The organism is Rhodoferax sp. LS1R11, from assembly GCF_056521395.1.
This window is the reverse complement of record NZ_JBWMAW010000012.1, coordinates 113,942-137,395: the sequence shown is the minus strand read 5'-3', so window position 1 is coordinate 137,395 and position 23,454 is coordinate 113,942. Positions and strand designations below refer to the sequence as shown.

19 protein-coding genes and 1 pseudogene are annotated in these 23,454 nt (G+C 59.1%); 12 read left to right on the top strand and 8 right to left on the bottom strand.

Annotated features, from left to right (window positions below; genetic code table 11):
* Window positions 1-294, top strand: a 294-nt coding sequence (locus tag AC097N_RS15075) for an AAA family ATPase (RefSeq protein ID WP_479582315.1), incomplete at its 5' end; no start/stop codon positions are given.
* 33 nt (window positions 295-327) lie between these two features.
* Here AC097N_RS15075 and dgcA read toward each other — a convergent pair.
* Window positions 328-1,311: an N-acetyl-D-Glu racemase DgcA gene (dgcA, locus tag AC097N_RS15070; protein WP_479582313.1), complete on the bottom strand. Its 984-nt coding sequence runs from the start codon at window positions 1,309-1,311 to the stop codon at window positions 328-330.
* Window positions 1,308-2,315 carry an N-acetyltransferase DgcN family protein gene (locus AC097N_RS15065; RefSeq protein ID WP_479582311.1) on the bottom strand — a complete coding sequence of 336 codons (1,008 nt, stop codon included), beginning with the start codon at window positions 2,313-2,315 and terminating at the stop codon, window positions 1,308-1,310. The genes dgcA and AC097N_RS15065 overlap by 4 nt, the downstream gene beginning before the upstream one ends.
* A 301-nt stretch (window positions 2,316-2,616) precedes the next feature.
* Here AC097N_RS15065 and AC097N_RS15060 point away from each other — a divergent pair, with 301 nt between their 5' ends.
* Window positions 2,617-3,393, top strand: a complete 777-nt coding sequence (locus tag AC097N_RS15060; RefSeq protein ID WP_479582309.1) for a transporter substrate-binding domain-containing protein — start codon at window positions 2,617-2,619, stop codon at window positions 3,391-3,393.
* A 16-nt stretch (window positions 3,394-3,409) separates the two neighbouring features.
* Here AC097N_RS15060 and AC097N_RS15055 read toward each other — a convergent pair whose 3' ends face one another.
* Both AC097N_RS15055 and AC097N_RS15050 read right to left on the bottom strand, forming a co-directional pair.
* Window positions 3,410-4,324: a helix-turn-helix transcriptional regulator gene (locus AC097N_RS15055; RefSeq protein WP_479582307.1), complete on the bottom strand. Its 915-nt coding sequence runs from the start codon at window positions 4,322-4,324 to the stop codon at window positions 3,410-3,412.
* 24 nt (window positions 4,325-4,348) lie between these two features.
* On the bottom strand, window positions 4,349-6,976 hold the full coding sequence (locus tag AC097N_RS15050; RefSeq protein ID WP_479582305.1) for an EAL domain-containing protein: 2,628 nt from the start codon (window positions 6,974-6,976) through the stop codon (window positions 4,349-4,351).
* 205 nt (window positions 6,977-7,181) lie between these two features.
* On the opposite strand from AC097N_RS15050, the gene AC097N_RS15045 reads away from it, so the two are divergent.
* Window positions 7,182-10,163 carry an L-glutamate gamma-semialdehyde dehydrogenase gene (locus AC097N_RS15045; RefSeq protein ID WP_479582303.1) on the top strand — a complete coding sequence of 994 codons (2,982 nt, stop codon included), beginning with the start codon at window positions 7,182-7,184 and terminating at the stop codon, window positions 10,161-10,163.
* A 24-nt stretch (window positions 10,164-10,187) separates the two neighbouring features.
* Here the strand turns inward: AC097N_RS15045 and AC097N_RS15040 are convergent, their stop codons facing one another.
* Genes AC097N_RS15040 through AC097N_RS15030 form a run of 3 tightly spaced genes read right to left on the bottom strand, consistent with a single transcriptional unit; the run spans window position 10,188 to window position 13,389 of the window.
* Window positions 10,188-11,633 (bottom strand): hypothetical protein, encoded by a 1,446-nt coding sequence (locus AC097N_RS15040; protein WP_479582300.1) that lies wholly within the window; start codon window positions 11,631-11,633, stop codon window positions 10,188-10,190.
* Window positions 11,630-12,970 (bottom strand): ParA family protein, encoded by a 1,341-nt coding sequence (locus tag AC097N_RS15035; protein WP_479582298.1) that lies wholly within the window; start codon window positions 12,968-12,970, stop codon window positions 11,630-11,632. The genes AC097N_RS15040 and AC097N_RS15035 overlap by 4 nt, the downstream gene beginning before the upstream one ends.
* Window positions 12,971-12,972: 2 nt before the next feature.
* Window positions 12,973-13,389 (bottom strand): hypothetical protein, encoded by a 417-nt coding sequence (locus AC097N_RS15030; RefSeq protein ID WP_479582297.1) that lies wholly within the window; start codon window positions 13,387-13,389, stop codon window positions 12,973-12,975.
* A gap of 126 nt (window positions 13,390-13,515) precedes the next feature.
* Between AC097N_RS15030 and AC097N_RS15025 the strand changes: the two are divergent.
* From AC097N_RS15025 to AC097N_RS15000, 6 genes and pseudogenes are all read left to right on the top strand, one after another.
* Window positions 13,516-14,160, top strand: a pseudogene (locus AC097N_RS15025) (aldehyde dehydrogenase family protein); the annotation flags it as partial.
* Between the two features lie 50 nt (window positions 14,161-14,210).
* A complete protein-coding gene (locus AC097N_RS15020; protein ID WP_479582295.1) occupies window positions 14,211-14,864 on the top strand; it encodes a hypothetical protein in 654 nt (217 codons plus the stop codon).
* Between the two features lie 132 nt (window positions 14,865-14,996).
* On the top strand, window positions 14,997-15,659 hold the full coding sequence (locus tag AC097N_RS15015) for a PEP-CTERM sorting domain-containing protein (RefSeq protein WP_479582293.1): 663 nt from the start codon (window positions 14,997-14,999) through the stop codon (window positions 15,657-15,659).
* A gap of 113 nt (window positions 15,660-15,772) precedes the next feature.
* Window positions 15,773-16,423, top strand: a complete 651-nt coding sequence (locus tag AC097N_RS15010) for a tRNA-uridine aminocarboxypropyltransferase (protein WP_479582291.1) — start codon at window positions 15,773-15,775, stop codon at window positions 16,421-16,423.
* 92 nt (window positions 16,424-16,515) lie between these two features.
* A complete protein-coding gene (locus tag AC097N_RS15005) occupies window positions 16,516-17,400 on the top strand; it encodes a transglutaminase family protein (protein ID WP_479582289.1) in 885 nt (294 codons plus the stop codon).
* Between the two features lie 74 nt (window positions 17,401-17,474).
* On the top strand, window positions 17,475-18,308 hold the full coding sequence (locus AC097N_RS15000; protein ID WP_479582287.1) for a transglutaminase-like domain-containing protein: 834 nt from the start codon (window positions 17,475-17,477) through the stop codon (window positions 18,306-18,308).
* A 45-nt stretch (window positions 18,309-18,353) separates the two neighbouring features.
* Here the strand turns inward: AC097N_RS15000 and AC097N_RS14995 are convergent, their stop codons facing one another.
* A complete protein-coding gene (locus AC097N_RS14995) occupies window positions 18,354-20,132 on the bottom strand; it encodes a diguanylate cyclase domain-containing protein (RefSeq protein WP_479582285.1) in 1,779 nt (592 codons plus the stop codon).
* A 276-nt stretch (window positions 20,133-20,408) separates the two neighbouring features.
* Between AC097N_RS14995 and AC097N_RS14990 the strand changes: the two genes are divergently transcribed.
* The 3 genes from AC097N_RS14990 to AC097N_RS14980 all read left to right on the top strand — a co-directional run bounded on the left by AC097N_RS14990 (window position 20,409) and on the right by AC097N_RS14980 (window position 23,454).
* On the top strand, window positions 20,409-20,960 hold the full coding sequence (locus tag AC097N_RS14990) for a bactofilin family protein (protein WP_479582283.1): 552 nt from the start codon (window positions 20,409-20,411) through the stop codon (window positions 20,958-20,960).
* A gap of 145 nt (window positions 20,961-21,105) precedes the next feature.
* Complete coding sequence (locus AC097N_RS14985) at window positions 21,106-22,731, top strand: methyl-accepting chemotaxis protein (RefSeq protein WP_479582281.1); 1,626 nt, start codon at window positions 21,106-21,108, stop codon at window positions 22,729-22,731.
* A 198-nt stretch (window positions 22,732-22,929) separates the two neighbouring features.
* Complete coding sequence (locus AC097N_RS14980; protein WP_479582278.1) at window positions 22,930-23,454, top strand: cyclic nucleotide-binding domain-containing protein; 525 nt, start codon at window positions 22,930-22,932, stop codon at window positions 23,452-23,454.

Here is a 23,454-nt window from a genome sequence, read left to right as displayed (position 1 = left end):
GTGGCGATTGCCCGCTCGCTGGCGATGGAGCCCGAGGTGATGCTGTTTGACGAACCCACCAGTGCGCTGGACCCGGAGCTGGTCTCCGAGGTGCTGAAAGTCATGAAGACGCTGGCGTTGGAAGGCCGCACGATGGTGGTGGTGACGCATGAGATGGGCTTTGCCCGGGAGGTGGCCAACCACCTGATCTTTCTGCACAAGGGGCTGGTGGAGGAGGAGGGCAACCCGGCTGAGGTGCTGAAGAACCCGAAGAGTGAGCGGTTGGCGCAGTTTTTGTCGGGTAGTCTCAAGTAGAGCCAAAAACGCGCCCGGTTGGGCGCGTGTGCGTTAGCCCCACAGCGCCGCGTCAGGCGGCTGAATCACACCCTCGTGGTAGACCAGTGGCGTGGCCCGGTCCAGCTTTTGCAGCAGGGGCCCGTCCAGGTCCACATAGCGGCAGTTTTGTGCCAGCAAGAAGGCTGGCGCCATGGCCAGCGAGGTGCCGCACATATTGCCCACCATCAAGCCCAGGCTGTGCCGCGTGGCTTCTGCCGCCAGTGCCAGCCCTTCGGTCAAGCCACCACATTTGTCGAGCTTGATGTTGATGAACTGGTAGCGTCCCATCAGGTTGGCCAGCGACGAGCGGTCGGTGCACGACTCATCTGCCGCCAGGGGAATCGGCGACCGCAGGCCCTCCAGTTCATGGTCCTTGCCCCGGGCCAGCGGCTGCTCCACCAACTCCACACCGGCCTGTGCCAGTTGAGGCAGCAGGTCTTTCAATAGGTCCAGCGACCAGGCCTGATTCGCGTCCACCACCAGTCGCACGCCGGGGTGCTCTTCACGCACCATGCGCACCACGTCCAGGTGGCGCTGGGCATCCACCTTGAGCTTGAGCAGCGGAAAGTGCCGGGCCTCTCTGGCCTTGCGGCGGGTCGTAGCTTCATCACCGAGACCGATGGTGAACGCGGTTGTGACCGGCTTCAACGGTGAGAGCCCGGCGGCCTGCCACACCGGCGTGCCGCTTTGCTTGGCGCGCAGGTCCCACAAGGCGCAGTCCAGTGCATTGCGCGCGCCGCCGGCGGGCAGGAGATGCAGCAAGTCCGGTCCCGTGATGCCGTCGTGCAACTGAGGCAATACGCGGGCAATCTGGTCGGCCATGCTCTGTGGTGTTTCACCGTCGTAGTCGACCCCAGCGGCTTCGGCAACACCGGTGTGACCCTGACCGTCACTCAAGCTGAGCAGCAGCACGGGCTGGTCGGTGATGATTTCGCGCGCAATTTCAAACGGCTCGGTCATCTCCCAGTGTTCAATGCGGGTCTGACAGCGGATCATGGTGCGAGCAAGGCCTTGGCAATCGCGTCCACACCGCCACGCATGGGGTCCACCACGGGCAGCTTCAGCTCGGCGCTGATGCGTGTGGCGTAGCTGGCCCACTCGGCATCGGACAGGCTGGATGAGTTGATGCTGACACCCACGCAACGCACGGCGCGGTTGGTCAGTTGCCCGGCCTCCACGTAGCGCCTGATCGCTTCCTGCAAATCTGGAATCGGGAAGTCCGGATAACCCTCAATCGTGTCGCGCGCCGGGTCATGGCACAGCACCAGTGCGTCAGGCTGCGAGCCATGCAGTAGCCCCAGGGTAACGCCCGCATAGGCCGGGTGAAACAAGGCACCCTGGCCCTCAATCACATCCCAGTGGTGGGGGGTGTTGTCGGGCGACAGTTGTTCGGCAGCTCCTGCTACAAAGTCTGAAATCACCGCGTCGATGGCCACCCCTTCACCCGCGATCATCACGCCGGTTTGTCCGGTGGCGCGGAACGTGGCTTGGGCTCCTTGGGCCCGCAGCGCCGTGGTCAACGCCAGCGCGGTGTATTTTTTGCCCAGTGCGCAGTCGGTGCCGACGGTCAGCACGCGCAGGCCCGTGCGTTTGCGCCCCGTTCCGGCGGGAAAGGCTTTGTCAGAGTGGCGCACATCAATGAGGCGGGCTCCACTGCGCTGCGCGGCCTGCACCAGGCTGGGGAAAGACGTGAGGCGGGAGTGCTGACCACTGACCACATCCAGGCCCGCGTCCAGCGCCGCCTCCAGGGCGGGCAGCCAGTGGTCGGGCAGCACGCCACCGACGGCGGCCACGCCAATCACGAGGGAGCCGGCGCCTTGCCGGGCCGCCTCGGCGGGGGCCATGCGGGTCAGGCCCAGCGTGACCGTGGCAGCGGGAAGACTCCATTCGCCGAGCACGTCACCGGCACACCAGTCGCGCAGGCCAAAGGCGGTCTTGGCGTCGGATTTGAGCTGGGCATCGGCCAGGAACAACAGATAAGGTTTACGGAGCTGGTGCATGGATACTCACATTCAAAAAAGCAGGCTGTCATCGCACAGTCGCATGCGGGCCAAAGGCTTTGGCAGCGCTGAGAATAAAACAAATCTCCCGCCGCTGAAGGCGAAAAAGCGCGCATTTTTCGGTGTGGGAACCCAAGGGATAGGAGGACGAAGTGGCCCTGGTGAGCCTCAAAATGAGGGCTATCCCTTTGGGGGTAGAGGTGTGCTTCTTGGCGGGGAATCCGTTTATTCTTGTTCTGGCATGCCGGTTGCATGACAAATCCCATGGGCCTTACGGCTCGAAATTTGCAAGGAATAAACAATGAAACTGAAATACCTGTTCGCTATCGTTGGTTTGGCGTGTGCCGTGTCTGCCCAGGCGGCTGACTTGAAGGAGTTGCGCATCGGCACCGATGCCACTTACGAGCCGTTTGAATACAAGGCGCCGGATGGCAAGCTGGTGGGCTTCGAGGTTGATCTCGCCAACGCGATTTGTGCCGAAATGAAACGCACCTGCGTGTTCGTGGAGTCCCCGTGGGATGGCATCGTGCCTTCCCTGCTGGCCAAAAAATACGACATGATCATCTCCGGCATGACCGTCACCGACCAGCGCAAAAAGACCGTGGCCTTCAGCGACAAGATCACTGACATTCCTTACCGCGTGATTGTCAAGCGCGGCAGCGGCCTGGATGGTTCGCCCAAGTCACTCAAGGGCAAAAAAGTGGGTGTGTTGAAGGGTTCCACCGAAGCCGACTTTGCTGACAAGTACTACGCCAAAGCGGGCGCCACCGTGCAACGGTACGAATCCACGCAAGAGTCGTATCTGGACATCGTCTCCGGCCGCACCGACGCCATCGTGGGTAATCTGGTGGAAATGAAATTGGGTTTCCTGGCCAAGCCCGAAGGCAAGGGTTTTGAGTTCTCGCCGTATGAACTCAATGATCAGGTGATTCTGGGCTACGGCACGGGAGCCGCCATGCGCAAGTCGGACACCAAGCTGAAGACCGAATTCAATGCCGCGCTCAAGACCGTGCACACCAACGGCACCTACAAAAAGATCGCCGACAAGTATTTCGATATCGACGTGTACGGCAAATAAGCCGTGTGGCGCATCGTCAGGTGCGCGCGGGTCCCGCCACCAGCAACGACGCGGTCCTGCTGGTGGCCGGGGCGCTTTGGTAGGTTTGCAGCGGGTCGGCAGCTTCGTCAGGCACTGCAAACGGAATGCAATTGATGAAGAGCGAAAACAACTCTGCTTGTGAACCAATGTCGAGCTTGCGGTGAATGCTCTTGCGGTGAATCTTGATGGTGCCTTCAGACGTGTGCAAGCGCTCCGCCGTCAGCGCTGACGAGTAACCGCTGATCATGTAGAACAGCACCTCACGCTCGCGCTTGGTGAGTAGCGAGCTGGCAAAATTCTCAATCGTGCTTTGGACCTTGCGGTGCGTGAGGTTGTCGGTGTCACGCCCGTTGGCGGCCATCGTCAGCTCATGGTGTCTGGCCGCTGATGCAATGACCAGCGGCATCAGGGTATGGATGACGACCATGTCGGTGGCCTGGAACTGCGCGTGGCGAATGCTGCGCTCAATGAAAATGTTCAGCGCGCTGTCGTCATTGATTCGCCACAGCAGGTCGATCGAATCGGACAGACCGATCTGTGAGTAAAACACCCGGTAGTACTCGCTTTCGTAAAAGTCGTCGGGCGCAATGTCGCGCAACCAGTACACGCCGCTGGGGCAGCCCTGCAAAAACAGCTGGTAGTTGGGGTCCAGCGCATACGGGCCTGACAAAAATGCATCTTCCGGCAGGGTGCGTTCCTGTGGGTTGAAACGGTGCACGATGCGGCGTGGCCGCTGATGCCGGTGGAACACCATGACGCCGCCCGAATCCACCGCGCAGACCGAGCCCAGCAAATCCAGAACTGCGTCAAACCAGCCGCCCGTGCCAATGGCCGCCGTCATTTTGGCGAGCGCCGATACCAGGGCTTCAGTCAGCGGCAAACACAGGGGAGTCTTGTACACGTCTTGCATGGGCGGTAGGTTAGCAGGCGGCGTCTATGGGGTTGCAGGTGCCGGTCGACCAAACAGGTAGCCCTGATATTTGTTGCAGCCCAAGCCCGCCAGAGCGTCCCGCTGGGCGGGTGTTTCCACGCCTTCGGCGATCACGCGCAGGTCCAGGCTGTCACCCAGCGAAACAATCGCCTTGATGATGCTGGCGTCTTGCGGATCGCTCAGCATGTCGCGTACAAAAGACTGGTCAATCTTGAGTTGGTCCAGCGGCAGGCGTTTGAGCATGCTCAGCGATGAATAGCCCGTGCCAAAGTCATCCAGTGAGAAGCGCACACCCAGCGCTTTGAGCGCGCCCATTTTGGCGATGACACTCTCCACGTCATCGAGCAGTTGACTCTCGGTCAACTCCAGCGCCAGGCACAGCGGGTTGGCGCCCGCGTCAAGGAGCGCATGTTGCACCTCCTGAACAAAATCGGGCTGGCGAAACTGGCGAGCGCTGACATTCACCGCAATGGTGTAACCCGCTTTGTCGGGTGTCGCAGACCAGACGCGTAACTGGCGGCAGGCCTCTTTCAATATCCATTGCCCCAGCGGCAGGATCAAACCCGAAGACTCCGCCACCGGGATGAACTCCATCGGAGACACCAGGCCTCGTTGTGGATGTTGCCAGCGGACCAGGGCTTCCATGCCCAGGCACTGTCCGGCACTGTCCACCTGCGGCTGGTAGTAAAGCAGGAATTCGGAGGCCGCCAGAGCCCGGTGCAAATCTGTTTCCAGCGCCATGCGTGCGGTCGCCTGGGCCTGCATCTCGGTGTTGAAAAAGCGCAACATGTTGCGCCCATCGCCTTTGGCCTGGTACATGGCGAGGTCGGCTTGTTTGAGCAATTCGTCCCGACTGGACTGGTGGGGGCCGCAGAACATGGCAATGCCAATGCTCACACTGGTTTGGTAGCGCTGGGTTTCAAGCTGGTAGGGTTCGCTGAGTTTTGTCAGTATTTTTTGCGCGACCAGCTGGGCCTGCTGCACCGCTTCTTCCGGAAGCGGGCTGAGGCCTTGCAGCATCACCACAAACTCATCGCCCCCCTGGCGCGCCAGGGTGTCTTGCGCTCGGGTGCAGGTGCTCAGGCGGGCGGCTATCTGGCACAACAGCTGGTCGCCCATGTCATGGCCCAGTGTGTCGTTGAGGTCCTTGAAGTTGTCTACATCAATGAACAGCAGCGCGCCCTCCTTGTGATCTCGTTCCTGCGCCGCCAAGGTCTGCTGCACGCGTTCCATGAGGAAGCGCCGGTTGGGCAGCTTGGTCAGGGGGTCGTAAAAAGCAAGCCGATGGATGGCCTCTTCGGCCAACTTGTGTTTGCTGATGTCGGTGGAAATGCCACACAGCGCGTAGATGGAGCCATCAGGGCGGCGCAGGGGCAATTTGACGGACAGGTAGGTGTGCGTGACCGAGCCGTCCACGCTGCGGTTGGTTTCTTCTTCCTCGACCCGCTCGCCGTGCGCAAGCACGCGCATGTCGTTGTTACGCAGGTTGTTGGTGGTTGCGGCATCAAAGAATGCGCTGTCGGTTTGCCCGGTTATCTGCTCCAGGGTGCGACCAAACAACTCGCAGACTTTGCGATTTGCATATTGGTAGCACAGGCTGCTGTCCTTGATGTAAATGTAGGCGTCCACGCTGTTGAGGATGGTGTTCAGCCGGTCTTCGCTGGCTTGCAGCCGCCGGGTCTTTGCGTCCACTTCACGCCGCAGATAGGCCCCGACCCCCAAGGCCAGTGCCAACATCAGCGCCAGTGCGCCCAAGCCCCAATGCACATACAAGGGGATGACAAATTGCGGTGGGGCTTCCATCCAGCGGTTGAGCACCGTGAAATATTTCGAATCGGGCTGTGACTGCCATTCGCTCAGGTGGTGGTCGATCGCAGACAACAGGTCCGCATTACGTCCTTTGCCTGCGGCGTAAAAAAGTTGTGATGGCTGAAACAGGATGGACGTGGGCTCTAGCTTGAACCTGGCGCTGTGCAGATCGCCAAAGAAACGATTGGCGGCGGCGGCGTCCACGGTGCCCTCGGCGACTTTCTCAAACCCCTCGTTGAGCGACTGGACCGGAACCAACTCCGCCTGCATGCCAAAGCCTGCCAGCAGGTTCTTCAGGTACTCCTGCTGAATGGAGCCTGCCAGCACGGCAATGCGCTTGCCTTTCAAATCCAGTGCCGAGTTGATCGGCGTGCCACTGTGTTTGTAAAGTTGCGACCAACTCAGCAACGCAGGGGTCTGGTGCAGATCAAAAAGCCGTGCGCGCTGCTCGCTATAGGCCACGTCGGGCATGAGGTCAATGGTGCCCGCCTGCAACGCGTCCAGGCAAGCCTGCCATTCACAGGGCGTGGGGCGAAGCGTCCAGTTTTCACGTTGTGCCATTTCCACCAGCAAGTCGCCCAAGATCCCGGTGGGTTGTCCGTTGGATCCCAAAAATAATTTGGGCTCGTTCTGGTACACGCCCACCCGAACCTCGCGCGCTTGCCCCATTGCCGTAGCGCCATGAATCAATGACCACATAAGCGCCAGCGTGCACCACAGCGTGCGGGTTGACCAAAAGTGTCGATCCAATGAGAAAGTGTGCATGGCAGTGGAGCGATGAAGGAAACGGGCCGTCGGGTATTGCCGGATATTGTGAACCATGCGTTGACCTGGTTCAGGTCGCAAAGGTTGGCTGCACCGTGTAAAAGACGGGTGAGGTGAATTCAGCGCCTGGGGCAACCCGGCCGGTCTAATAGTTTTTCGATTTGATTGAATATTTAACTGCCAATGATAAAAAAATTAGTGAAATATTTGTATGAAAAAGCTGGAACATAGCGGATTAATAAATAATTCCTGGAGTCGCCCCATGTCCACCGTGCTCAATACCCAACGCCTGCCGTTCCCTTACCGCCCCGAAGCCCAAACCGTCTCCCAACGTCTGGGCTCGCTGGCCAGCGCGCTGGACTGGGCGGCGGTGGCCAAAGTGGCCACGCCCTGGGTGCATGCCGTGCGCCAGAACCCGCCGCCATTCTGGGCGATGGAAAGCCTGCTCAAGGAATACCCCATTTCCAGCGCCGAGGGCCTGGCCCTGATGCGTCTGGCCGAGGCCCTTTTGCGCGTGCCCGATGCCGAGACCGCCATTGCCCTCACCGCCGACCAGCTGGGCCGCGCCGACTTTGACAGCGCGGGCGACAAAACGCTGGCGCGCCTGAGCAGCACCGCCATTTCCATGAGCAAGAAATTTTTGCCTGACAGCGAAGCGCCCACCGGCATCTTCGCCAAGCTCGGCGCCCGCTCGGTGGTGGCCGCCACGCTGCGCGCCGTGCAGTTGCTGGGCCGTCAGTTTGTGCTGGGCCAGACCATTGGCGAGGCGATGGATGAGGCGGCATCGGCCAAACGCAAGATCAAGAACCTGCGCTACAGCTATGACATGCTGGGCGAGGGCGCCCGTACCGATGCCGATGCGCTGAAATACCTGGCCAGTTACCAGAATGCTATTCAATCCATAGCTAAAGGTGCAAGTACCACGGGGGCTTGCGAGCTAAATGATGGTATTTCCATCAAGCTCAGCGCGCTCCACCCACGCTACGAAGACGCGCAAATGTCCCGCGTCATGACCGAGCTGGTGCCGCGTGTGTGGGGCCTGTGCGAGCAGGCGGCCCGGGCCAACATCAACCTGACCATCGATGCCGAAGAGGTGGACCGCCTGGAGTTGTCGCTGGAGGTGCTGGAAGCACTGGCCGCCCAGGTGGCGCAGCACTACCCGCAGTGGACCGGCTTTGGCCTGGCCATGCAGGCCTACCAGACCCGCGCGCTGGAGCTGATCGAGCACGTCACGGGTCTGGCCCGCAAATACAAAATCCGCCTGATGTGCCGCCTGGTCAAAGGCGCGTACTGGGATGCCGAGATCAAGCGTGCGCAGGAGATGGGCTTGCCCGCCTACCCCGTGTTCACGCACAAGCACCACACCGACGTGTCCTACCTGGCCTGCGCCAAGGTGCTGCTGGACGCGCCCGACGCCATTTACCCCCAGTTCGCCACGCACAACGCGGCCACCATCGCCGCCATCCTGCAAATGGGCGCCAAGAGCGGCGCGCCGTTTGAGCTGCAGCGCCTGCACGGCATGGGCGAGGGCGTGTACCGCGAGGTGCTGAAGAACCCGCTGATTGCTTGCCGCGTCTATGCCCCGGTTGGTGCGCACAAAGACCTGCTGGCCTACCTGGTGCGCCGCCTGCTGGAGAACGGCGCCAACTCGTCGTTTGTGCACCAGCTGGCCGACGAGTCGGTCGGCATGCAGGAGCTGCTGATTTCACCCCTGCGCCTGGAGCCAGAGACGTCCTTGCCCCTGCCGCTCGAACTCTTTGGCCCCGTGCGCAAAAACAGCGCTGGCCTGGACCTGACCGTGCCCACCATGCGCCAGCCCCTGCTGGCCGCCTTGCACACCGTGCAAGTGCCCGTGGTGCCGGTGTTTGATGCCAAATTGGCCTCCAGCGCCCTGGATATGAGCGTGAGCAGCTATAAAAAGTGGAGCAAAGTGGCGGTGGCGGAGCGCGCCGCCATCTTGCGCCGCGCCGCCGATGAGCTGGAAAACCAACTGCCCAAGTTTTGTGCCCTGCTGGTCAAGGAAGCCTTCAAGACCTGGGGCGACGCCGTCAGCGAAGTGCGCGAGGCGGTCGACTTCATGCGCTACTACGCCAATGAGGCCGAGCGCATCATGGCCCCAATCGCCATGCCCGGTCCCACGGGTGAATCGAACGAGCTGCGCCTGATTGCGCGTGGCCCGTGGGTCTGCATCAGCCCGTGGAACTTTCCGCTGGCCATTTTTGCCGGGCAAGTGGCCGCGGCACTCGCCACCGGCAACACCGTGCTGGCCAAACCGGCCGAGCAAACGCCCGGCGTGGCGTTGGAGGCCGTCAAGCTGTTCCACGCGGCGGGCGTACCTGAAGGCGCCCTGCAATTGCTGCACGGCCCCGGTGAAACCGTCGGTGCCGCGCTGGTTGCAGCGCCCGGCGTGGCCGGTGTCGTGTTCACCGGCTCCACCCAGGTGGCCAAGATCATCAACCGGGCCCTGGCCGCCAAAGATGGCGTGATCGTGCCGCTGATTGCCGAAACCGGTGGCATCAATGCCATGCTGGTGGACAGCACCGCGCTGCCCGAGCAGGTGAGCGACGCCGTGGTGCAAAGCGCCTTCCGCAGCGCCGGCCAGCGCTGCTCGGCGCTGCGTCTGCTGTGTCTGCATGAGCGCATTGCCGACCATGTGATCGAGATGATCCAGGGCGCGGCGCAGGAGTTGGTCATCGGTGACCCCGCCGACCTGGCCACCGATGTGGGCCCGGTCATCGACACCGAGGCCTTCGAGGGCATCAATCAACACATTCAGCGCCTGAACTCAGAGGCAAAACAGCTTCTAGCCCCCGTCCATCATGCGCAAGAAGCTATTAAAACAATAGCAAACATGGTGACGCCCCAGGCTTTTGAAGTCAAGGCCATTGCCGACATGCAGCAGGAAATCTTCGGCCCCGTGCTGCACATCGTGCGCTGGAACGGTGACCCGCAGGCCGTGATCGACCAGATCAACGCGCTGGGCTACGGCCTGACCATCGGCATCCAGACCCGCATTGACTCCCGGGCGCAAGCCCTGGCCAAAGCCGCGCATGTGGGCAACGTCTACATCAACCGCAACCAGATTGGTGCCGTGGTCGGTGTGCAGCCGTTTGGCGGCGAAGGTTTGAGCGGCACCGGCCCCAAAGCCGGTGGCCCGCACTATTTGTACCGCTTCTGCGCGGAGCAGACGATCACGGTGAATACGACGGCCGCCGGGGGTAATGCGGCGTTGCTGGCGGGGTGAGCCTCAAGGGTTTGATCGCGGTTGTTACCGTCGAACGGGTACGCCACCTTTGCGGGTCATTCCTGCATTCACGCGCACGATGTCGGGGAAATCAACCCGACCATCATCCAACATGCGACATAAACCCAACTGCTCCAGTGCAAGAAGAATAGAGCTGGGGTCACTTTCTGAAATTTTCTCTGGCAATGGGACGTCGTTATGCGAGTTGTGCAAGGCGGCGAGCGTGTTGGCCTTTCCCCATAGATTCACAACGTCTTGCCGCTTGGCAGGCAGCGCCAACCCTTTAAGGGGGTCAAAGATGTCTTGAATCCAGGGGAAGTTTTCTGCCAATTGAGTGCGCCTGACTTCTGACGCACTGGATACGCCCTCTTTAATGGATGCTGTATGCAGTGCGTATTCAGGACCAACAAAAGTTCGTGTCTTTGAATCTACGGCAGCGGATCGCAGGGCGACCAAGAAGCTGCGTGGACTGGTGTAACCATGTGCATCGCTTAGGTGATTGGGCAGCCAGGTCCAGGTGTTTCCGCTTCTTGCTCCCCCCATTGTTTTTCCGGCAAGTTTGTGAAACAGCGCCTCTTGTCTTGATTCATTGTGTTTAGTTTCTTCGCTCAAGAAAAACAGATCGCCGCCACTGGGTGACCACTTGAAGAACTCTGATTCTTCGCAAAATCGCCGAAATGCTGCGCTGGCCTTTGTGTCGCTGGAATTCGCCAAGTACTGCCACATCAGGCCATAAAGATCGATGGTGTCCCATTCCAGCTTGACGGCAAGCGACACCAGTTTGGATGCGTCTGGGAAACGTCGGACTTCTGAATCAGCAAACAAATCGGGGCGAATAAATGCTTTGGTACGCAAGTGGGAATATTTGGAAAAGTCCAACTGTGTTTGCAGTAGCCCACGTACCAAAAGGATGGTGGACTTCCACTTATTGGCGAGGAGGTCTAATCCATCAAACGCGATTAATAGGCTTTTTCCTTCGGCGGCCAAGGCTGCATTTCTGATGTGTAGTTGCTTGGCCACCACCTCGGATTGCATATTTATCCACTCAACCTTGCTGGCCCATGTGACTGTTTCAGCCGGGATGATGTTAGGTAGGAACGCCTGAACGATCACGGTATGCCAGATATCCGTGGGCTCAACCCCAGCTTGAATCAGGGTCGCAAATTCTCTGTGGGTTGGGTAATTTCCCGTCGTGTAGGGATCAAAGCCCGTCGTTACCTCGCAAGATAACAAAGAAGGAAAGTCAAAAACATTCGCAATTAGTTCACGCCGGACAGGATCAACCAAGGTCTTTAGCCAAAAGCTTTTCCCAGCACCACGATCACCGACAACCAGCGGTCGATCTAGCGCAATGGCCTTGTAATGACCGGAGGGCATGTACATTTGCCCCGGCTCAGGCGGCATTGTTTCTGCGTGGGCGGCCTCAGGTAAAGCCTTCTCGAAAAGATTTCTGATATCTGAAGGCTTCATGTCCCTGTCTCCGGTTGCAAATCGCTTTCGATACTGGCGAACAATTCTTCAAAGGCTTGTTTGGCATTTCCTGCATCTAGTTGTAGCGTATGTTTAAGAGGGGCAAAGTTGCCGTACACACGGTCATACCAAATACAAATTGGGCGATGAGGCGCATCATCTTGAAAGGGCCCAAAGCTGAAAAGTTCAGACTGAGGCTCCTCCATTGGCGCTTGGTCGTAGAGTTGCACAAAAGCATCAAAAGCGTGTTCGCCAAACGAATCCCTGAATGCCTTTTTATCCTCCGCAGTAGGCGTCAAGGCAGAGACCAATCGCAATGAATTCCTGACACTCTTGATCGTCTCAGGCTTAATGGCCCAGTGCGAAAACAGCGCTTTGTACCCGGCCCAAGTTTGCGCGCTATCCGATGCAAAGAGATAAGAGAAAGCATCAAGTCGGGTTAATGCCACTGCAGAAATATGGTGAATCCCGGCTCGACTGTCCAATAAAACGACATCAGGGTTGACATGCTCTTCCAGCTGGGTAATGGCGCGGGCAAGCCGGTCTCCAAAAACCTCGGCAATGCCTTCCCGGTTGGGAAGGTCGGCATAGGCTCTCGATAGCTTGCTCACATAATCTTGCTCGTACAAGCCACCTGCGGCGGGAACCACAAGGATTTCGCCCCGACCAGCTACGTTCATCGGGCTGGGCTGAATCATGGCGCGCACTAAAGCGGAGTCGGCTTGGCCGACTGCATCTTCTACAAACCAATCGGTTAAACCAAAATCAGGCCATCCGGGCAGTGCCGTGTCACCATCTTCACCAAGGTCTTGGCGCACCGGCAACAACATGTTGCCAAGGCCTGGAGACTCCAGATCGAGGTCGATCACCAGGACCTTCTTACCCTGTTGCGCCAAATGCCACGCCACCATTGACAGCGCAGTAGAACGGCCCACGCCGCCTTTCAAACCATAAAAGACAAATCGGGGAGGGTGATTGGCGGGAGCGTTTGGCGGGTACAGCCACTCGCGGCCCGTCACCAGTCGATCAAGCACCATCCAGTTGGCTGGTAGCCCTTCGCAGGCGTAAGCGTCAGGCGCTTGAAAAAAAGAATCAAAGCCCTGGTCACGACCGAGAGGAATAACGAACTGCCCGGCGGCCTTGTAAAGTCCGAGCAAGTCGGCAACTTCGGCTTCACAAGCGGTAGTCCAGGAGGTCATTTCTGTACTGTTTGTAATCAGGCGTATTTGCCCTCGCAGGTCACGCACGACTACCAAATCCTCCTGGGGTAACAAATTGGCATGGGTCGTGAGCCATTGAATGAGTGCTCGCAACGCGGTGTCAAAACGAACGGTCATGGTCAAAGTCCTTCCGGGAGCATTGATTGATTAAGCAGGCGGCGAAAGCAGAGTGCATCCACCGCATATTGGGCTATGCCCGACAGTAGCTGGGAGCCGTCTTCGTAGCGGGCATTGATATCCCATCCCACAAAAGCACTTGCTGGCCCTGACAACTGAGAAGTGCCTGTTTGTGCGGCGTTGTACAGCGAAAGCAGGTCTGGCACAGACTTTATTGTCTGGTTGAGGTGCTGGCCAAAATTAGCCGTAGGTTTGCCTTTGGAATCAATTTCGAAATGATTTTGTTTAAACGCCAAGGCTTTTAACGTGCATTCAGCGCCGTACGCCCAAAGCTGCACTGCGTTGGGCAAACGTGACTGTTCGTATAACAAATCCCCATCATTGAGATGGCGTTCAGCAGCAGCTAAAAAATCAGGCATGAGTCCAACCAAAGGAGTGAGTGATGGGTGTCGCGGACATAAGACCTGTTGATGAGACTTTCGCGTCACGTGATTACGTTTTTTAGGCGCACTCTTGACGAGAGCTGATTTTAAGGCGCGAAGCAGATTGCCGACCCCGTGATCGCGATGATTCAGGGCGCGGCGCACGAGCTGCTCAGTGGCGACCCGGCCGATCTGGCCACCGATGTCGGCCCGGTGATCGACGCGGACGCATTTGAGGGCATCCAGAAGCACCTGCAGCGCCTGAATTTGGAATCAAAACCACTGCTAGCCCCCGTCCAGCAAGCGCAAGCAGCTATTAATTCAGGAGCGACTTCATCGCAGGCGCAGCGCGGCGATCCACCGGCGCAGCCCCACCTGATTGCCCCCCAGGCGTTTGAAGTCCAGGCCATTGCCGACATGCGGCAGGAAATCTTCGGCCCCGTGCTGCACATCGTGCGCTGGAGTGGTGACCCGCAGGCCGTGATCGACCAGATCAACGCGCTGGGCTACGGCCTGACCATTGGCATCCAGACCCGCATCGACTCGCGGGCGCAAGCCCTGGCCAAAGCCGCGCACGTGGGCAACGTCTACATCAACCGCAACCAGATTGGTGCTGTGGTGGGTGTGCAGCCGTTTGGCGGCGAAGGTTTGAGCGGCACCGGCCCCAAAGCCGGTGGCCCCCACGACCTGTACCGCTTCTGCGCGGAGCAGACCATCACCGTGAACACGACGGCCGCCGGGGGGAATGCGGCGTTGCTGGCGGGGTAAGTGATGGACAGACGAGCGGCCCATCGCGCTCATCTGCAATACTTGGGCGCATGAGTTTTCAGATCTTCACGCCGGTCCCCGGCGTCACCCACCTCGTGTTCAACACCATGAAGGAGCTGACCACCTCGATGTTCCGCATCGAGGAGTTCTACGAGAGTCCGCACGCGGTGATCAAGGGTCAGCTTTTCTCGGTGGATGACTTCATCAACATCTACGCCGACGACGACGGTGACATCGCCTACTTCCGCTGGTGGGATGGTTTCAACGTGCCGCGTGAAGTGGTTGATGCGTTCGAGCAGCTCTTTCGCCCACACGGCCTGACCCGGCGGGAAGAGGCTGTGCTGGCCGTGGTGCAGCAGCAAGGTGCCCAGTACCTGATTGCCACCTGCGAAGACTCCGACGCGTCCACCGTGGACCACGAAATCGCCCACGCCCGCTGGTCGGTGGACATGGCTTACCGCGCACGCTGCCGCGAGGCCATGGCGGCCCTGAAGGACAAGACGCGCCGCCTCATCGTGCGCGCCCTGCTGAAGGCCGACTACCCGGACGACGAGGCCATTCTGGAAGACGAGATCCACGCCTACCTGTTGACCGATACCAAGAAATGTCTGCGCAAATTGCTGAAGGCCGCCGACGCAGGGCAGCGCCGCAACTACCTGGCGGTGCGCAAGTTACTGAAGCAGGCTGGTCAAACGGAGGGCTGACAGATGTGACCTTTCCCCCGTCTGGACTGCCTCGTTAGTCCGTTCGGACTATTTGGGTCCCAGGGGGTAGCACGTATCATCAAAGCATATTTTTCAGGTTGTACTATGAATAACACAAAGTTGATGCGTTGGATGAAAACAGGATTGCTTGCTACCGCACTTGCCGCGGCGCAAGCGGCCAGTGCACAGGTGACTGGCGGTATCACCCTGAAAATCGACTTCACGATGGACCTGGGCGACGAGGGCCCTTTCGACATGACGATCACGTCAGGCCCCAATGCAGGGTACAACTTTCAAAGTTTCTGTCTTGAAAAGCAGGAGTGGTTCAGCGACAAGGCGGATTCCTGGGTCAAAAGTGTCTCAACTGCCACCCTGGCCGATCCGAAGAGTTACGGTGGCGTGACCAGTGACCCTTTGAGTGCTGAGACCGCCTGGTTGTTCACCCAGTACAGTAACCACAGCCTCAGCGCCTACAAGGCTGGCACACATGACAGCGCCAATTCGCTCCAGAATGCCATCTGGTATTTGGAGGATGAGATTACCGAAGACGAGTTGGGTGGCGACGCGCAAGCCCTGCTTTGGGTGGCTAACGCACAAAGGGCTGTGGGCTTGGGACAATGGTCCGGTCTGGGCAATGTTCGTGTCATCAACCTGTTCCGGGACAGCGCTTACACCGAGAACGCGCAAGACCAGTTGTTCATGACGACGGCTGTGCCGGAACCTGAAACTGTGGCCTTGCTGCTGGCAGGTCTTGGGGTGGTAGGCGTAGCCGCCCGTCGCCGCAAGAGGGCGTGATTTATTTGACGGGCACACCAACGTGCAATTGAAGGGCCCTGCGAGGCCCTTTTTTTACGCAAGTTCGGCGCAGAGAAAGGGCTTCCATCACGTCAGCTCTCTAAAATCAGTCAATGCCTCCTGACTTCCCGTCCAAACGCGCCATCTGCGCTAAATGCCTGCGTCCACAAAGCACCTGCATTTGCCCGTGGATCACACCCACAGCGCACACGGTGGAGGTCGTCGTCCTGCAGCATCCGCTGGAGGTGCACAACGCCAAAGGCAGTGCGCGCTTGCTGCACTTGAGCCTGCCACTCAGCCAGCTCGTGACGGGCGAGGTGTTCGACCCGCAAGCGCTGCAGCGTATTCTGGTGGCACCTATGCAACCGGATGCCCCAGCCCACAGTCCAAAACACGTGGTTTTGTTGTACCCCGACACGCCAGAAGATGCGGCGCTGGGCATGGCGGCGCCACCGGTTCTGGCGCCGACTTTGCTGCATGATCCTGCGCAACTGCGCCTGATCGTGCTGGACGGTACCTGGCGCAAGAGCCGCAAGATGCTCTTTCTCAATCCTCTGCTGCAGCAAATTCCCCGACTGTCGTTGCGCGACATGCCCCCGTCGCAGTACCTGATCCGCAAGGCGCACCGCCCCGACCAGTTGTCCACACTGGAGGCGACCTGCGCTGCCTTGGTGCAGCTGGAGGGAAGCCCGGCGCGGTTTCAACCTTTGCTGGATGCCTTTGATGGATTTGTGGCGCAGCAAAAGGGCTATTCGCCGAGGTAGGACAAGGCCGACAGGCTGAAGGGACGGTAGCTGATGGCCTGGCCGCGCCCAAAAGGGCATCCTGACAGTCATAGAAAACTTGGAGTTCCAACGTGTCCGTCATTTTTGACATCACCCACACCACACACTACCGTTACGCGCAGCCGGTCGTGCTGGACGAGCACCGCGTGCTGTTCCGTCCGCGTGACAGCCATGACCTTCGGGTGCTGGCCACCGACATGGAGGTGACGCCCGAGCCGGTAGACATTCGTCTGTTCCAGGATGCCTATTCCAACTCCGTGGCGCAGGTCCAGCCACAAAGTCCGTCGAATGAACTCAAGGTGGTGTGTTCTTTTTCAGTCGAACACACCGGCACCCGCGCACTCGACTTTCCGATGAATCGGCGGGCGCAGGAATATCCGTTCGCCTATGACGATGAAGAGCGGCTGGTGCTGACGCACTACCTGCTTCCGTATTACGACGACCCCGCTGGGGTGCTGCAGGCCTGGGCAGATCAATTCGTCAAGACAGATGGTCCAACCGGGACACGCGAGCTGTTGGTCGAGATGACGCAATTCATTCGCGACACCCTGCAATACCAGGCCCGGTTCGACCACGGCGTGCAGACGCCGTATGACACATTGCGCCTGCAAAGCGGTACCTGCCGGGACTTTGCCACGCTGATGATCGAAGCGATCCGGCATCTGGGTTACGCGGCACGTTTTGTCTCTGGCTATTTGTACACCCCGTGGCTCGACAGTGGCACGGAACAAAGCACGGGTGTCGGCTCCACCCATGCGTGGGTACAGGTGTACCTGCCTGGCGCAGGCTGGATACCCTTTGACCCCACCAATAACCTGATCGGCGGGACCGACCTGATTCGTGTGGGGGTGGCGCGGCACGCCAGCTTTGCTTCGCCTGTCAGCGGCTCATGGCATGGTTTTCCGGGCGATTTTCTTGGGATGGAAGTGGACGTTCAGGTGCGAAAACGTGCCTGAACCTTTTCAATACAGAGTGACCCGGCATGCCATCAAAAAAACTTGGCATGCCACAACGACCCGCAGGAGCCCCCATGATTGACCCCCTCCCGAATGCCAATGGTGCCTTGCCAGTTGCCAGCAACCATTTGAAAATCGACTGCACGCTGGCCTACGACGTTGATGCCGCCAGCGAATTTGTTTTTTTGATCCATGCCGCAACCGGCATGGGGCAAGTGCTGATCCAGGAAAACCTGTTGATTGAACCGCCCGTGTCGTTTCGCACTTACACCGACGACCGTTCGGGCAACCGTTTCTTGCGGCTGCAGGCACAGGCGGGTCCGTTAAAAGTAAGTTACAGCGCGCTGGTGGACCGCATGATTGAACCGATCAACAAGGCGGCGCCGGAAGTGCCCGTGCACGACATACCTGACGATGTCTTGCACTTCTTGATGCCCACCCGCTATTGTGAGTCTGATCACCTGGCCCCCGATGCGGCCCAATTGTTTGCACATCTCCCCCTGGGCTACACACGGGTTCAGGCGGTTTGCGACTGGGTGCAGGCCCACATCGAATACCGCATTGGATCAACCAATGCCACGACCACGGCGCGCGACGTGTTCACACAGCGCATGGGGGTCTGCCGTGATTTCGCCCATTTGGCAGTCACCTTTTGCCGTGCGCTCAACATCCCGGCCCGGTTGGTCAGCGGCTACTGCAGCTTTCCTGAGCCGCCGCCGGACTTTCACGCTGTGTTTGAGGCCTACCTTGACGGACGCTGGGTCATGTTCGACCCTACAGGCATGGCGCCTGTGGACCAGGTGGTGAGAGTGGCCAATGGGCGCGACGCGAAAGATGTGGCGTTTGCGACCATCTTTGGCCCCGCGCGCATGGTGTCCATGAGCCCCGAAGTGACCTTGGTGGTGTGAACAAGGGCATGCGGTAATGCGCACACTTGGCCCTGCACGAGTCCGCTAGATGGGCAGGTCTGATTCCCGACGAAGTGGGAATTCCTTGTGTTCAGGTCGACTCAAAAACTTCTTGTTGTACATTCTGCGGTCTGCTTTTTTGAGCAGTGATTCGGCATCCGTCCCATCATCCGGGAAAAATGCTTCGCCGACAGAGCCACTGAAATCAGTCGGTGCGACGGCATCGTGGCCGAGCGCCATCAGTGGCGCTTTCAACGTGGTCTCAATCTGCTCGCGAACCCGCTCCAGGGCTTCCGGTGTGTCCACCCGGTCCAGCAGGACCACAAACTCATCACCCGACAAGCGTGCCACCAAGTCCTGGGAGCGCACGGTGGCTCGAAGCCGTTGGGCCACTTCAACCAGCACACGGTCACCCACACCATGACCAAAGCTGTCATTGATGTGCTTGAAGTGGTTCAGGTCAATAAAGAGGACCGCGAATCGTTCGTTGGCCTGCGCAGTGGAGGCCAGGCTGATTTTGTAGCGCAGGTGCAGCATGAAGGCTTCGCGGTTGGCCAGCCCGGTCAGGGCATCCGTCTGCAGTTGGTGTTGCATGGTCTCAAAACTCTTGGCCAATTGCCCGATTTCATCAGCCCGCGTGATGCCCACCGGCCATGCGAGTTGGCCTTCACCAACTCGCAAGGCTGCTTCAGATAGTTGTTTGAGGTCGCCCGTGACCCAACTGAGAATGCGCAGCCCAAGGGCAATGGCGATCACTGCGGCCAGCGCGCTCAATAGCGCGGTACGGATCAAATTTTCGGTGACACCCGTCATGAAGTCACTGCGGGGCAGGGCGACCACCGTAATCCACTCCAGCCCCGAGTCATCGCGCAAACGGTCAAATGCAACGTGGATCACGCGTCCGTCCGCGTTGTTGAAACTCAGGGTCTGGGCGCCTGACTTGATGCTTTGAGTGGCCAGTCGTGTCTGGACTTCAGCGTAGATGGCCTTCACCAGAGGGTTGCCACTTTGGGTTGCGCTCACGCGAGTCTTGCTGCCATCGGGCATCAATGTGACATTGGGGCTGGTTGAGGAGGCGATCAGATCGCCGTTGGGTTCGACGATAAAGGCCAGGCCGTTCTGGGACACCCGCAGTTGGGTCACAAAATCATTCAGGGCGCGCAACGACACATCGGTGGCAACCACGCCTTCAAACTCGCCGCGGGTTCCGAGAACCCGCCGTGCCCGGGTGGCGACCAGGTCATTGGTGCCAAAGTCGATGTAAACCGACGTCCAGGTCTGGTCACTCCGTGTTTCTCCGGCCTTGTACCAAGGACGTGTTCTGGGATCGAAAAACTTGCTTTCCCGCGAGTGGACCTTCAGCTCTCCGTTGATCCCTGTGAAGCGGTAAAACGTACGCGTATCCTGCGGTTTCAGCTTGATGCGCAATTCACCCTCGGTCTTGGAGCGCCGGAAAAGACCAATGCCCTGGCCTTGCCGATTGCCAAAATAGACGTAGTTGTTGGGATCCGTGTGCAGTGAGGTCGCAATCCAGAAACGGGTACGCAGGCTCTGGACGTCTGTGTCAATCGAAGGGCTGGCGGGCATGCCGTCGGGAAAGGCAGCCTCCAGTACCGCGCCGGAGCCCATGATGTGCCGGTCCACTGCCTGACCGATTCGCCCCACAGTTTCAAGCAGCAAGTGAGATGAAACCGAATCCACCGCGCGGCTACCGGCAGAGTAGGACAGACCGACGATGGTCAGCGCCAGTGCGAGTACCAACACCACATAAGGGATGGTCAAAACCTGACGAAGTGACAGTCGAAGTTTTTCTTTTTTGAACATGCTGTCAATTCCAATACGACTTTGGGTTGCCACCTCTGCCTTGCCCGGCATCTCTTCTCGGGCTGAAGCATCTACGTCTTTTGCTCTGAAATGGCCTGAAAATTATAGGTTGTTGCCGTCTTCAGGCAGCAAGTTAGCCATTTTGCGAGCTCTGTTGACGCGTGGACTGCGTATTTTTGCAGTGTTTCCTGAATACTCATTCTGTTACCGAACTTGCAAAACCCGTGGCGACTTTCCAGGACTGTCTCGGTACCATGAAATTTTTAAGGAAACCTCATGGCCATCTCCCCTCATTTCTTCAATAAGCGTGAACCTGAAGTTGCTCCTGTACGCCAAGGTGTTTCAACCCAGAATTCCGGCAGCTATGGCACCGGTGGCGCGGTCAATACCCCGTCTTCCTCGGCGCTCAATGCTGTGACTCCGGTTGAGACGCCGGTGTCCGCACCAGTTAACGAAGGCGGCAGCAAGTTGACGGTGGGTCCCAATATCAAACTCAAAGGTGTCGAAATCACCGATTGCGACACCTTGGTGGTTGAGGGCATGGTGGAGGCGACGATGGATTCGCGTGTGATCCAGATCTCGGAACGCGGCGCTTTCAAAGGCTCTGCCGAGATCGATATTGCTGAAATTCATGGTCAGTTCGACGGCAACCTGACTGTTCGCCAGAAGCTCACCATCTACGCCACAGGCAAAGTGACTGGCAAGATCCGCTATGGCAAGGTGGTGATTGAAGAAGGCGGGCAACTCACTGGCGATATCCAGTTTGGAGCAGTTCCTGCCACCCAGGCTAGCCGAATCGAAAAATCAGGCTTGTCCGTCGCCGCATAGCCGTCGTATTGGTTTGCGCTCAGCGGGGCCACCAAGCATGATGGCCCTCAAGTTCTCCTCATTTGTGCCGAAGAGTTGCCATAGCGGTAGTTGCTTTCGACAGCCGCATCAGCCCACTCGCAGGGTGACATGAGGAACATCATTGATGGAAACTGGCAAACCAAGCCTACTTACAACGCCCGTCGCCTTGTTGGGTGATCGGGTTCTTCTGGTCGCTATCGGGATCAGTGCCGTGGCCAGTGTGATTCTGGGATTCCAGTTTGTGGATTCCGGGCTGGCCATGGGTGCCACGCTGGCGCTGGTGGTTGCAGCTGGGTTGGTCTATGCCAGCGCAGCTGCGACGTTGACCAGCCGATGGGTGCTGACCTTTGTTCTGGTCAGTCTGGTGGCCCTGCATATCCAGCTGTCACGGGGCATGATCGAGTTCCACTTTGGTGTGTTCGTGGCATTGGCATTGCTGTTGGTCTATCAGGACTGGCGTACCATTGTTTTTGGCGCTGCGCTCTTTGCCGTGCACCATGTGTTGTTTGATCGGCTGCAGGCGTCTGGCCTGGGCCTCTTCTGCCTGACCGAGCCGGATTTTGGACGGGTCATGCTGCATGCGCTGTATGTCGTTGTTCAGTCGAGCGTTGAAATCGTACTGGCATTGAGCATGGCGAAAGCGGCCCGCGAAGGTGATGAATTGGCTGCCCTCGTGGCATGGGTCAACCGCAAAGAAGGCATTGAGCTCGATATGGGCGGTGTGTCGGTGCACACCGCAGCGGGCGAGGCCCTCAAGAAGACGCTGGAGCGCATGAACTCGGCGGTGACGGCCGTTCGAACCGGCGCGGCCAGCATTGAGATCGCTTGTGCCGAGATTGCCAGCGGCAACCACGACCTGAGTGCCCGGACCGAACAGACGGCCAGCAATTTGCAGCGCACGGCCTCCAGCATGGATCAACTCACCAGTACCGTCAAACAGTCGGCCGACAACGCACGCCAGGCCAATCAACTGGCCATGAGTGCCAGTTCTGTCGCCGTCAAGGGCGGCGATGTGGTGGCCCAGGTGGTCAGCACCATGAAGGGCATCAATGAGAGCTCGCGCAAGATTTCCGACATCATCAGCGTGATTGACGGCATTGCCTTTCAGACCAATATCCTGGCGCTCAATGCGGCGGTAGAGGCAGCCCGTGCCGGTGAGCAAGGCCGCGGCTTTGCGGTAGTGGCCAGCGAGGTGCGATCGTTGGCGGGCCGTTCGGCGGAGGCTGCCAAGGAAATCAAGTCGCTGATTAACGCCAGTGTGGAACGTGTGGAGCATGGCAGCACCCTGGTTGACCAGGCTGGCACCACCATGACGGAGGTGGTCAACAGCATCCGTCGTGTCACTGACATCATGGGTGAGATCAGCGCGGCCAGCAATGAGCAGGCCTCCGGCGTGTCCGAAGTGGGCGACGCGGTGACGCAAATGGACCAGGCCACCCAGCAAAATGCGGCACTGGTCGAAGAAATGGCGGCGGCTGCGAGCAGCCTTAATTCGCAGGCCCAGGATCTGGTGCAGACGGTGGCGGTGTTCAATGCCGGCAGTGGGCCGGTCGCGCCACGCGCCATGCCGAAAGCGCCCGTACGGAGCGCACCGCCTCCAAGGTTCGCACCGGCGAGACCCGTTTCTGCCATGCCTGCGTTACGCGCTGCGCCCAAGCCCGCGGTCCCCAAGGCTCGGCCGGTGGAGACCAAGGCAGCGCAACCGGCGCTGGCGGCGGCGGGTGGGGATTCCGATTGGGAAGCCTTCTGACGCGCTGGCCTGGTCAAGTTGACTGGTGAACCCGCTCGGCGAGTGGCGCGGTGGCGATGGCTGTATGTTCTACTTGAGCGCCTCAACTCAAGAGCCATAGCCCCTTGCTGTACATGAATCGTCATGTTTAAGAAGTTTTTTCGCCGAAAAGACGCGCCAGTCACTCACTCGTATCCGCGTCCTGGACATCAGAACCCGTTGCGTGATTTCCCAACCATGGACCGGGCCGCTGAACTGCTGACCGCGCCCTCGGCCCTGATGCAGCTGAGCATGGACGAAGCCAGTGTCATCGTCCGCTACATGCGCCCCAGGCTGATTCCGGAAGGCACGGTCTTCATCCGGGAGGGAGACGACAAGAGCACGGATTTCATGGCGCTGATTCTGGACGGCGAAGTGACCGTGGAGAGTATTGTGGTGAGCCGTGTCTCTCCGATCACGGTCACGGTCATGGGTCCCGGCAGCATGCACGGCGAATTGGGCTTGATCGACGGACTGCCCCGCTCGGCATCCTGCACCGCCAGTTCCGTCGTGTGTTGTGCCATCTTGACCCGTGAGGGGATGCAGCAACTATTGGGCGACGACCCCGCCATTGGCGCCAAACTGGTGATGGCGATCGCCATGCGCATTGGGGACCGGCTGCGTGACAACACGGAAAAATTGAAAAAATACGTGCAACTGACCAAGGCCTTGCAACAGGAAATCAATCACTGGAGGCCGCAATAG